Origin of the sequence: Bacillus sp. Marseille-Q1617 (assembly GCF_903645295.1) — a bacterium.
Classification (GTDB): Bacteria; Bacillota; Bacilli; order Bacillales; family Bacillaceae_B; genus Rossellomorea.
Window position 1 is genome coordinate 364,387 of record NZ_CAHJXM010000002.1, and the last position, 11,647, is coordinate 376,033.

General features: G+C 45.0%; 10 protein-coding genes and 1 riboswitch. Of the genes, 4 read left to right on the forward strand and 6 right to left on the reverse strand.

Annotation, left to right across the window (positions count from 1 at the left end; genetic code table 11):
* Window positions 1–400 precede the first annotated feature (400 nt).
* The 6 genes from HWX64_RS13390 to HWX64_RS22115 form a co-directional block, all read right to left on the reverse strand.
* Window positions 401–3,229 (reverse strand): DEAD/DEAH box helicase, encoded by a 2,829-nt coding sequence (locus HWX64_RS13390; RefSeq protein WP_175990729.1) that lies wholly within the window; start codon window positions 3,227–3,229, stop codon window positions 401–403.
* Window positions 3,222–4,874: an SWIM zinc finger domain-containing protein gene (locus HWX64_RS13395; RefSeq protein WP_175990049.1), complete on the reverse strand. Its 1,653-nt coding sequence runs from the start codon at window positions 4,872–4,874 to the stop codon at window positions 3,222–3,224. Before HWX64_RS13395 ends, HWX64_RS13390 begins: the two co-directional genes overlap by 8 nt.
* 346 nt (window positions 4,875–5,220) lie before the next feature.
* Window positions 5,221–6,831: an alkaline phosphatase gene (locus HWX64_RS13400; protein ID WP_175990050.1), complete on the reverse strand. Its 1,611-nt coding sequence runs from the start codon at window positions 6,829–6,831 to the stop codon at window positions 5,221–5,223.
* 107 nt (window positions 6,832–6,938) lie between these two features.
* On the reverse strand, window positions 6,939–8,171 hold the full coding sequence (locus HWX64_RS13405) for an efflux RND transporter periplasmic adaptor subunit (protein WP_175990051.1): 1,233 nt from the start codon (window positions 8,169–8,171) through the stop codon (window positions 6,939–6,941).
* A gap of 22 nt (window positions 8,172–8,193) precedes the next feature.
* Window positions 8,194–8,697: a hypothetical protein gene (locus HWX64_RS13410; protein WP_175990052.1), complete on the reverse strand. Its 504-nt coding sequence runs from the start codon at window positions 8,695–8,697 to the stop codon at window positions 8,194–8,196.
* A gap of 286 nt (window positions 8,698–8,983) precedes the next feature.
* Window positions 8,984–9,112: a hypothetical protein gene (locus HWX64_RS22115; RefSeq protein ID WP_303049483.1), complete on the reverse strand. Its 129-nt coding sequence runs from the start codon at window positions 9,110–9,112 to the stop codon at window positions 8,984–8,986.
* 24 nt (window positions 9,113–9,136) lie between these two features.
* Window positions 9,137–9,211: riboswitch (cyclic di-GMP riboswitch) on the reverse strand.
* A gap of 199 nt (window positions 9,212–9,410) precedes the next feature.
* Here HWX64_RS22115 and HWX64_RS13415 point away from each other — a divergent pair.
* From HWX64_RS13415 to hutP, 4 genes are all read left to right on the forward strand, one after another.
* Window positions 9,411–9,569 carry a hypothetical protein gene (locus tag HWX64_RS13415; protein WP_175990053.1) on the forward strand — a complete coding sequence of 53 codons (159 nt, stop codon included), beginning with the start codon at window positions 9,411–9,413 and terminating at the stop codon, window positions 9,567–9,569.
* 182 nt (window positions 9,570–9,751) lie between these two features.
* On the forward strand, window positions 9,752–10,117 hold the full coding sequence (locus HWX64_RS13420; RefSeq protein ID WP_175990054.1) for a hypothetical protein: 366 nt from the start codon (window positions 9,752–9,754) through the stop codon (window positions 10,115–10,117).
* A gap of 182 nt (window positions 10,118–10,299) precedes the next feature.
* Window positions 10,300–10,791, forward strand: coding sequence for a hypothetical protein (locus tag HWX64_RS13425; protein ID WP_175990055.1), 492 nt, complete (start codon window positions 10,300–10,302; stop codon window positions 10,789–10,791).
* Window positions 10,792–11,031: 240 nt separating this feature from the next.
* A complete protein-coding gene (hutP, locus tag HWX64_RS13430; protein ID WP_175990730.1) occupies window positions 11,032–11,469 on the forward strand; it encodes a hut operon transcriptional regulator HutP in 438 nt (145 codons plus the stop codon).
* The last annotated feature ends 178 nt before the right edge of the window (window positions 11,470–11,647 follow it).

The window sequence follows — 11,647 nt, forward strand, 5'->3', positions numbered from 1 at the left end:
GTCATCTTGTCACCGCGTCATCCCTCTAACATACCTCGTTAGAAATAGAATATCGTAAGGAAGTTGTGAAGTAGTTTTGTAAGTTCCCCAATATGTCTTCATGTAGGGTCGGTTTCTTTTGGAGCCGGCTGTTTTTTTGTTTGTAAAGCATTGAACGGGGCCCGTTGATTTCCGCTCCAGGCACTCGCTTTCCGCGGGCGGTCGGGAGCCTCCTCGGCGTTACACGCCTGTGTGGTCTCCCTTGACTCGCTTTTCCCGCAGGAGACGAGTGCCTGAAGCTCCAATCAACTCAGTATTAATACTTTGAAAATTAACTGAACAAAAAACAGCAGACTCCCAAATTAAAATTCATACACCAAAAAACCCCCTTTCTACAAGAAAAGGGGGCTCTCCACCATAACTATTCCAACACCAACAACGATTGGAGATCCTGATCAGACAACTCCGTAACCCACTGGTCGCTTCTGATAATCTCGTCATTAAGAGCCTGTTTCTTCTCCAGCATCGCATCGATTTTCTCTTCAAGCGTCCCTGATGACACCAGCTTATGGACATGGACGAATCGCTTCTGCCCAATTCGATACGCACGGTCGGTCGCCTGGTTTTCGACTGCAGGGTTCCACCAGCGGTCGTAGTGGACGACGTGGTTGGCGGCGGTCAGGTTCAGTCCGGTTCCGCCGGCCTTTAAGGAAAGCAGGAAGACGGGGAACTCTCCGTTTTGGAATTGTTCCACAAGTTTATCACGCTTAGCCTTGGCCATGCTTCCGTTCAAGAATGGTACGTCGACATCGAATTCTTTCTTCATGACTTCCTGGATCATTTCACCCATTGAAATATACTGGGTAAAAATCAATGTACCCTCACCTGATTCCAGTGCGGTTTCCACGATATCCTTCAACTTCTGCATTTTTTCTGAACGAGTCAGGATTGATTTCGGATCGGGTTCTTTCAAATAAAGGGCAGGATGGTTACAGAGCTGCTTCAATTGATTCAGCATCTGTAATATCAATCCCTTACGCTCGAAACCGCTCAGCGTCTCGATCTTCGTCAACGTCTCCTGTACTAGCTGTTCATAGAGAGCGGCCTGTTCAGCGGTCAAGCTGCAGTATTCCTTCTGTTCGATTTTTTCAGGAAGATTCAGCTCGACTTCAGGATCCTTCTTCGTTCTCCGCAGAAGGAACGGCTTGATTTTTGCCTGAAGCTCGCGGACTTTTTCCTGTGATTCGTCTTTTTCAATCGGCGCGATGTAGTTCTTCTGATACTGTGTGAATCCGCCCAGGTAGCCGTGATTCAAGAAATCAAAGATGGACCATAGTTCGGACAGGCGGTTCTCCATCGGCGTTCCCGTAAGTGCGATGTGATGCTTTCCATTAAGCTTGCGGATGGCACGGGATTGCTTCGTGTTCGCATTCTTGATGTTCTGCGCTTCATCGAGGGAGATGGAGCTCCATTCCACAGCAGACAGTTCGTCAAAATCGATATGTGACAAGCCATAAGAGGTCAGCACAATATCCATTCCTGCAATCCGCTCAGTAAATTTCTCCTCTTTCGCACGGGAAGGACCATAATGAAGATGAACCTTCAAATCCGGAGCAAACTTCTCGATCTCACGCTGCCAGTTGCCGAGTACCGAGGTAGGCGCAATGATTAGTGCCGGCGTTTCAGGTTTTTCGGTCTCCTTCACATGAAGCAGATACGTGATGAGCTGCACCGTTTTCCCAAGTCCCATATCATCGGCAAGGCAGGCACCGAAACTGAATTTCCGCAGGAACAGCATCCAGCTCATTCCGAGCTGCTGGTACGGGCGGAGTTCCCCGTGGAAGTCCTCAGGCGTTTCCACCAAAGGAATTGACGAGACATTCGTCAGCTGACTCACAAGTTTTTTCAAAGAGCGGTTCAGCTCCAGCTGAATACGGGCATATTTATACGGATCATACTCGTCATCCGGTTCCATCCCGTCATCATCCTCGTCCCGCGGCACAAGCTCCTGCTCCAGCATATCCTGAATCGAAATACCTTCCTGTTTTGCTTTCGTCATCATCTGTTGTATGCGTCGGATCATCGCAGGGTCGAGCTTCATCCACTGACCGCGGATCTTCACGAGGCGCCTCTGGTCAACCACCAACTTATTGAAATCCTCTTCCGATAAATTGACTCCGTTCATCGATAAACGCCAGTCAAAATCGAGCATCGCATTCAAGCCGACAAAAGAAGGGCGGTAACTCGTGTCTGTGTTCTTCAGCTTCGCCTTCACCAGCACCTGGGCATCCTTCATCGCTTCCCACCAGGACGGAAGGAGGATTTCGATATCAAGGTCGATCAGCTTTTCACTCAGCACAGATAAGAAATCCCATGCATCGTGCTCGCTGAGGGAATCGGTCAACGCACCGTCTGTGTCACGAAGCATCGGCATCATTTTCAGCCAGCGTTCCTGCTCATCGCGTACCTGAGGCAAATACCTTTCCCAGGAAGGCGGCACCGTATCTTCCGTCAACGAAATCACACGCTTTTCCTTCTTCCGGTCGCGCAAGATCGTCTCAAGCTGCCACGTTTCATCCTCATCCAAAGGCTCGGAAATACGAAGACCGATCGAGAAAGGAAGCTCGTCATCTTCCTCACCGCGGATCCATTCACTCCAGCGCTTCTCATCAAAATAAGCATGCAATTCCTCCGAAGTCAGCGTACTCTCCTTCAGCTTCTGAATCCTCTTCATCGCCTCAGATCCGCCTGCAGCCATTGCCTCATTCAACGACCCTTCAAACCACTGCTGCGTTAAAGCAGCGAGGGACGGGCCTTCAGGGAGGTCCTGCTGCCAGAATTCTTCATTGAAGTTTTTCCAGACTTCATCGGGAATGTGGAATTGAAGCCCTGATTCCTGCCACTCATCGAAGCGGGGGAGCCAGCGTCCGTCTTCGATCGCTTCGTAAAGGACGGGGGCAATCGCATTGCACGCCTGGCCGGTTTCGTCCCAGTCCCAATCCACCATTCCGCTGAAATGCTCCTGGGCAAGGAGGGTAAGAAGCTGCCACTGGGACACGACGATTCCGTCATTCACGATCACATCGTTCAGCAGCGTCCCGTAATGGGTATCTTCATGCCAAAGGAACAGCTGGCTTTTCCACTCTGAAGGCTGCAGCTGCTCACCATCACCATTTTCCGCAGTCAGAAAGAAGCGGTCTTCATATTTAGTTGCGTCTACATTGATTTTCACGGAAGACAGTTTAAGCATCAATCAACTTACCCTTTCTGCATTCTTCTTGAAACGCACGTAATCGCTTGTATTTTTCCAAGGTGTACTCTAAGTAAGTATCCCATTTATCCGTTTGCTTCAGCTTCTTATAAATCGTCCGGATCTTCTTCATATAACGGACAGCATACTTGTAGCTGTCGCGGTTCTTCTGCTCGATCATATCAATGACACCATTATAATAGACTGGCAAGGCAAGCTCAGGGGACTCTTTATATACCTGGCTGAGGCCCATGTTCTCCATCTCGGAGATTGAATAGCCCATATATTTCTGAAGCTCCACCCACTCACGGTAGGATTTTGTGTTAAGCAGAAATTCTGTGTAGCTGTAATAGCTGAACGGCAGCATCGATAGCAGCAGCTCCCGTAAGAAGGCAGGATCCCGTTCCATCAGCCATTCAGTCGGAAGCTTGCGAACGAACCAGCGGACAAAGCTCGATGCCTCATAATGACCCTTTTCTTCAATGTAAGAAGGGAGTCTTACTAAAATCGCTTTTAAAAGAAGCAGCAGACCCTCATATCGTTTTGAAAGAACGAATTTCACCAGCCAGAACTCAGAATAAGCGACGAGCTCAGTCCCAATCCTTTCCATGGTTTCCTCTGCCTTTTCCAACTCTTCAAGCAGCAGGTATTGATGGAGGAGGGCAATCTTTGTGAACGATTCGTCCTGAGAAGGAGAGTTCTCCAACCGCTCTACTTCTTTGCGGCGCCAGGGTTTTTGTTTGAACAGGTAATACCAGATAAACCGGTACACCTCTAATTTGATCTCAGTGCTGTGTTCAGGATCCTCGCTCATCCCGGCAGCCTTTTCTTTTAAAAAGGCAATGAACGGATCGAAGCTGAACGGCATCGCATGCACCGAAAGCTTCTCGACCGCATCCTCCATTTCATCCAGCAGGAAATCGAACATGGCATACTGCTCCCGGTTCAACGCGATGTCCCTTCTCTGTAAAAATAAATCCACTTCCAGTGTCAGGAAAAAGGTAGCGAATAGCTGATAAAGCGGCTTCCATTCTCGTTCGAAAGGCGCTTCTTTGTTAAACCGTTTGTAGATGTTCTGGATGATGACATCCATCAAGTAAGGCTGCCTTTCGAGCAGCTGCAAATCTTCTTTTTGTAAAAGCGTCTCGAAAAACTGCCACCACTCATCCGGAGAATTTCCGCGTGATTTCCGTTCCTGTAATAGGTCACTGGCTTTACGTAGGGCACCGGAATTGCTGTGCTTCTTCAATAAATCGTCCAGTGAGGATCTTTCTTCTGTATCCGAAGCGGGAGAGCTTTCCTGGCTGCGCCAGTCCTGGATCCATTCGCTGACTCGTGCCACCTTGTTGTAGATCATGAAAAAAGTGGCCATCTGATGGCGGCACCAGCCGGAATAGGGACAGGAGCACTTGCTCAACAAAGGGAACTGCAGATCCAGGCGCACAGAAACAGGCGTCACATCCTGAATATCGGCGCTTGCTTCTTCATCCCGGACCTTTACGTTCGACACCAGGTTCTGGCGAAACAATAGAAGCCCTTTTGAGACAATATTTCTTCCTTCATCGGTACCCGGGTTCAGCTCGCCCTGTATCGCCCGACTCATCGGAATTAATTTATCTTTCAATTCTTCAATTCGAATCGCCATCGAACAATCTCTCCCATCTATAAAATCGCATTCTTTTATTATAACGCATATGGGGTGGTGAATGGAATAAAAGAGGGAAATGTGCGGAAGTTGGGGAGGGATGGGGGAGATATTTCTCGGGAAATGTCGAAGTGTGGAGGGAGGGGTGTGGCTATATTAGTGTACCTGGTACAAGTAAGAGTTAATGTACCAGGTACACCAGTTTGAATTTGTACCAGGTACAATCCCGCCTGCTTGTACCTGGTACAGTTCACTTAAATGGGTGCCAGGCACAAAACCAGGGTATCGTGCCAGGCACAAACCGTTTCATCTGTGCCTGGCACGCGGACAACCCCTAAAACCCCGACTACTCCTCCCAATGAACATAAAAAGTCCCACCGCTATGAACATTCACACCCTTCAATTCAACAGCTTCACCGTTCCTCACATAAAAATTCTTATTCTCAGGAAACCGAAGCTCCTCACTACCACGCTTTACAACCAATTCAGGATTCTTCGGATTCCGCTTATCAATCAGCACCTCATAGCCTTTCTCCTTGAAAAACTTCTTCCCATCCACATACCAATCAGAAAAGCTATCCAAAGAAAACTCAAGATACCTGGCAAACACCCTCGGCAGATCTGTATTCTCAATCAACCCGGCAGGCTTATCAGGTCCATACCCGTAAAGAAACACATCCTCACCCGTATGCCCGTGGGTGGAAAACCCTACATTCGCACGCTTCGCCAGCAGCTTGACCATTTCATTCTCCAAGTCCTCCACATCTTTAGCTTCCTTCATCACACAATATTCTTTCCTGTTCAAATCAGACAACCCGTAAGACTCCAACACATCTTTCAAATTCGAACGGTCATCCTTCAATCGGGAAGTTGCGCCTTTCACCGTATACTGGGCTTTTTTCAACGGTTCTATAAATGTTTCAATAGGCTGATTCTTATATGTTTTATCTGTATCCCGATTACCGAGTGTCAGCCCGCTGTTCCCATGATCCGTCACAGCCACAACCATGGTGTTTCCATCGAGCTTTGCAAACTCAAGTGCTTCACCAACCGCCTTGTCGAAGCTCAACACCTCGCTCACCATCCCGACAGGATCATTCTTATGCGCTGCCCAATCCACCTTGCTGCCCTCCACCATCAGAAAGAAACCTTTTTCATTAGCGGATAATAGTTCGATGGCCGTCCTTGTCATCTCGGCAAGGCTCGGTTCATCCGGACTCAACGCTTTCCGGTCAAAATCATAAGCCAGATCCTCCTCGGCAAAAGCACCCCAAAGCTTATCGGCACCGCGGCTTTTTGAAAGCCCGTCCCTCGTTGCGGTGAAGGAGTAAAGTGCATCGGATTTAAGTTTATTTACTAGGTTTTCGCCGTCTTCGCGGGAGATTTGTTTGGTTTTGAGCATGCCGTCGTCATTTTTGACGGCGTTTTTGGATTTTGGTTTGAGCCAGGCAGAACCGCCGCCGAGGATGACGTCGAGATTCTGGTAGACCTGCTGTTCGCCGATGTCTCCGAATTCATTGCGGTTCAGTACGTGCGCAGTGAAAGCAGCCGGTGTTGCGTGCTGAACAGGGGAGGTAGATACGATACCTGTTGAATATCCAGACAGTTTCGCCGCCTCCAACACGGTCAGGGCCGGTTTGCCGTCAGCGTTCATGCCGATATAATCCGCTCGTGTTTTCTCCCCGGTGGCCATGGCGGTCCCTGCAGCTGCAGAATCGGTGATGGCAGATTCAATGGAATAGGTGCGAACGCCGCCGGTCAGGATTTTATCAAGGTTGAGTCCGGAGCCTTTATACCATCTTGAAAGCGTGACGATGTCGGAATTTGTGCCGTCCATGATCATGAAGATCACATTTTTCTTTGGAGGGGTGGCGGCAAAGCCGCAAGTGGAAGGGAAAGAGAAGGCCAGCAGGGATAGGAGAATGGTGATAATGAGTACAGGTTTGAAGGTTTTCATGAGATCGTCTCCTTACAAATAGTGTGAGTTACACTTAGTATCGACACTGTTAAAGAGACTATGTAAAAAAAGACCCGCACCAAACCGGGGCGGATCTTCTCCTACAATTATTTACGTTCTAAAATACCTAACAACAGATTTTCCAAAACAGTCGGCCGGTCCATTTTCTTCAGATCTCTCAATTTGATCTTGTCCCAATCGAGGGCTGTGATAAAAGAAGCGCCATTTCTTAATGCAGGGACTACATCGGGATTCACAATAAAATATTCGCCGGCTTTCACGCCGGATTTGATTTGGATTTTCCCGTCAACCTGCAGTCCGGTTTCAACGACTTTCTTTTTAACGGTACCCTTATCTGTCAGCACCCAGACATGCTTTTTTGTACCTGATTTTTCAACAGCCGTAATTGGTACGACCAATGTGTTCTTCACTTCATCGGTAATCACCGATACAAGTACATGGTGTCCTGGGAGAAGTTTGTTGTCTTTATCCTGCAGCTGAATCTTTATCGGATACATGCTGTCTGTTTCAAGGTGCGGATCTCTTTTAGGCAGGGAAGAGACATCTGACACAATCCCTTTTTGGGTTTTCTTTTCAACCTCGGATTGCACTTTGGCGTTCATCTTTTCTTCGACTTCCATGATTTCTTTTTCCGTCAGGTCGGTCGTGACGATCGTAGCTTCAGAAGCAATCGTAATCAGTGGATTCTGGACAGAGTGGGAAAGGTCTTTCACGATTCCATCCCCGCTGCTTTCGACTGTCAATGTTGTTTCATATGATTCCAGGTCGGAAATTTGACTCTCCAGGCTGTCGATCTGGTTTTCGAGGCGATCGACTTCAAGCTCCCGGGCGGCAATTTCCTTCTTCAAATCATATTCAGTTTCAAGGGCACTTGCTTCAAGCGGCATTTCTTCTTCATCATAAGAAGAAGGGAGCGTGTTCTCGAGCCTTTCCAAATCCGAGATATTGTCTTCGATGCTGTCGATCTCATCTTCAAGCTGGTCGATTTCAGATTCGAGGACATCCTTCTGCCCGGTGTAATCGGTTACTTCATATTCATACAGCGGTGTTCCTGCTTTCACTTCGTCGCCTTCTTTAACGAGGAATTTCTTGAAGGAGCCGAATTCGTCGTTGAAGTAAAGGTAGGTTTCTTCCGCAGAGGTGACGACGCCGGATTTAGGGAGCTCTCTTTGCAGGTCGTCTTTATCAAATGCGTCCCATTCCTCAATACGCACTTCCCTGTCGACCTTGCTATTTGCCTTTTCAATAAAATAGAGGTTGGTACCTGTAAAGAGGATGACCAAAAAGAGAATAATGTAAAATGTCCTTTTTTTATTCATAAATATCACAGCCTTTAATTTGTTAGATAAGGGTGGAAATATTTAAATATGCAAGTAAAGCTGTAATAGCCCAAAAGATTAGATTTGTTAGAAAAATAACTAGCCAGATGAGCCAATTTTTCTGCTGTGTGAGAGATTTCAATCCTTTGTATTGGATGTAAAAGATCCAAACCTTAAATAAGCTAGCGATGCCTAAAAAATATATAATTAAAGAATTTGATGTGATGTACTGGGCAAGTACTCCCAGGGATAGCGGAGATGAGTGCCAATCCAGCGATAAAAACAGGGATAAAGGTATGTATGTCAATCTTTCAAGCAATAGAATCATGAGGATAATCCCTTGGGTCATCACAAGCTTTTTATATTCACCATCATCAGAAATCGTCCAAAAGATCAGTGAAGGGATGAATAATATTATGGCTGCATATAACAGTCCGGCCAGCAGCCTTCCCAGAAAAAATAAAAATTTTTCTAATTCGTAGGTCGTTGGTGATAATGTTGTTAATTCTTTTGATATAGAATCCATTCCCAGTCCAAAGAACGCAGTGAATCCGAAAGTGATACAAGAAAGGAAGAATAAGAGAAACATTTTTTTGCGAAATTTTACGAGTTTTTCTGTTTCAGTGAGTTGATAAAAGAAGATGGATGGTTGTGTTAAACCTTTGAAGAGTCTGACTTCTCTATGCATAAATGGTTGTCCTCCAGCCTGAATTGATTCCTTCTCTTATTCTATCGAAAAAGATCGAACTTTTCCATAAATTGTAGAATGAATTTATGAGTAAAATAAAAAAGCGTCAAAAGACGCCCTTCTATTATGCTTGATATGTTAGGTAAGTAGTCCCCGCTATCAGCAGGATCGTGATGAGGAAAAAGCTTATGTACATGAAGACTTTTTGTATTTTCTTTTTTTTCATTGCTTCTTCTGGTGTTAGAAATGCCAACGATATATCCCCCTTTGTTCATGGTTTGGTAACTGGCTGGCTGATTTAGCCCCTACAGTTTTGCGTCCTCACCTTTCGATGAGTTTGCCTTATTCAAACCTTTACCAAGTTATATTATCGGACAATCGGACGAAAATGTTTATAGGTAAATAGTAATTTTAAAGAAAAATTTTCCACTAAAAAAGATGTCATTTTGTGTATAAATATGGTAATATACCTATATATTGATGTTTGAACTTTCGACAACTAGTGTATTAAAGTAGTAGAAACTGTTTGAAACTGTAGGAGGTTGTCTTTTTTGAATAAGAACGCAAGTAAAGACCAGCACGTTCTGTCCGTGATGCAAAAGGCATTCGATAAAGGACAGCAAGGGAACATGGATGCAAATAAAATGTTAAATTGGCTAAAACAAGAACTTCAAAGTGAATATACATTCCAAAACGAAAAAGCACTCTAATCCCAAACGGGCTTATGGAGTGCTTTTTTTAGTTTAAAGTGATGGTGACTACTCCTCCCTTTACTTTCAGGACAAACTTTTACTTCGGTCATCGAGTTATTCAAGAGACTCTTCAATTTGATATTAAAACAATTATCTATACCAAATTCCGTTAATCGGTAGTATGATAAGGAAGTGGAATATTGTCATTTGTTGTAAAAGAAGGAAGGGTGGCGAAAATAATGATAGAACAGAGACCAGAGAGTACAAAAAACAGTGAAGGAAAGGCAGAAAAGACAACTAGGATAGAAATGAATGGGATCCGAAATGACTTTGCTGCCAGCAAGGTAAGTTTTCACGTAACAAAGAAAAAGAATAGTTACTTCCGGGCAGGCGACTATGGGAAAAAGCGGGTGCACTTCTTTTCCAACAACAAAGAAAATGACAAAAATTTTTATGAGCTATATATTATCAACACCCATCAGGAAATTACTCATACCAATAAACTTACCTGTTTCATCCAGGAAAATAAGCGCATTGTTTATACAGGTAAGAAAGAGAAAAAATAGTGAATTTACATGCCCGCCACTCGCTGCAATAACATAGTGAGAGACGGGCATTTTAAAGAATAAAAAGTTCGAAAAAAATTAAACTTCTTACAGGAAAACGGAAATTGATGTCGAATCTTAATTTATAGGAAAATATTCCTAGTTATTAATATTGAAAATTCAAGCTCAAAAAGGAGGAAGTAATGAACAAAGAATTCATCCTGGTTTTCGAAGATTTCCACGTATCAAGAAAAATAGTGACTACACCTAAAAAACACCTCGTATTATTCCAGGGTCAGCAATACCATAATCGACTGGTTGTGGTAAGCAGGCCGCCGGGTTTCTCTCACGCATTGGAAGGAATCATGTATTCGGATAAAATTCTTGAAACGGTGGGCTTCAGCACGTTGTTTGCGATACCGATTGATTCAAAGCATTCCATTCCGTTTAAATATGTGCGTGTAGATGACAGGGACCAAAAACCTCTGGATTGTAAAATCGTGCTTGAAAACCAAGATGGAGAAGGTAAGTTGAATATACGTGCCCGCTTTCCCAGTAAAGATACATTAACGGATGGTGACAGGCAGGATATCCTTTCCTATCTCAGTCACAAATGCGACGGCGGGAGTATTACATACTTTCTGAAAAATCCTGATGTATATAAAGGGAAAGGCAATAAACAAGAAGATTCATAAAGGAGCCACCAGGCGAACCTGATTTATGGGGGCGTCTATTTTTAATGAATGCAAATAACCTCTGTCAGCTAAGTCTCCAAAACCATCATAAAACCCTTTACCACACTACCAAACTGCCTCTCTAAGTTTCTAAAATCGCGACATTTTCCGTTGACCTATCGAAAAACACCACATACAATATAAGTAGTTATTAGTATTTTTAGAATTTTCTAGTTAAGGTGCGAATGCCACTTGGATAAAATGGATCATACCAAAATTGGAAAGAATGCCATGCTGCTCCTGCTCCTGGATCAGGAAGAAGAAGAGTGGAACAGGCATTTCAATGAAATGAACTGGAGCTATTGCACAGGCAAAATCGGCTCCATGGACAGTCAAAAGATTGTCGCTGCCATCGAAACGGCAGCAAAAAGAAGTGATCTTGTACGAGAAGATCTCTATCGTGAAATGCATGCGCTGTATCACGCGACCATGGAAGCCCTGACCGGGGTGACCAGGGGGCACACCCAGATTGGGGAAGTCCTCCGAACGGTCGGCCTTCGCTTTTCTATCGTGAGGGGGACCCCTTATAAAAACGAAGAAGAAGGCGAATGGATCGCAGTCGCACTGTATGGAACGATTGGCGCGCCCATTAAAGGATTGGAACATGAAACAATCGGTTTAGGCATCAATCATATCTAAATGAAGCTCTTTTCAGACACTATGCTTTATTACACGCAAGAAAATACCGGGGTTTGGGTATTTTCGTGAACTCTGCTGTTTACAGGTTTACATTGACTGTGAAAAGAGCACGTGGCAGAACTGTATTTAGCAGTCTGGATGGAATCGAAATGCATGTTTTTTTTAAGAAATCAATTTA

Bases quoted from the DNA above. Each gene is read 5' to 3' on its own strand.
- HWX64_RS13390 (WP_175990729.1), bottom strand. From the start codon at position 3,229: ATGCTTAAACTGTCTTCCGTGAAAATCAATGTAGACGCAACTAAATAT.
- HWX64_RS13395 (WP_175990049.1), bottom strand. From the start codon at position 4,874: ATGGCGATTCGAATTGAAGAATTGAAAGATAAATTAATTCCGATGAGT.
- HWX64_RS13400 (WP_175990050.1), bottom strand. From the start codon at position 6,831: ATGAAAACCTTCAAACCTGTACTCATTATCACCATTCTCCTATCCCTG.
- HWX64_RS13405 (WP_175990051.1), bottom strand. From the start codon at position 8,171: ATGAATAAAAAAAGGACATTTTACATTATTCTCTTTTTGGTCATCCTC.
- HWX64_RS13410 (WP_175990052.1), bottom strand. From the start codon at position 8,697: ATGGATTCTATATCAAAAGAATTAACAACATTATCACCAACGACCTAC.
- HWX64_RS13425 (WP_175990055.1), top strand. From the start codon at position 10,300: ATGAACAAAGAATTCATCCTGGTTTTCGAAGATTTCCACGTATCAAGA.
- hutP (WP_175990730.1), top strand. From the start codon at position 11,032: ATGGATCATACCAAAATTGGAAAGAATGCCATGCTGCTCCTGCTCCTG.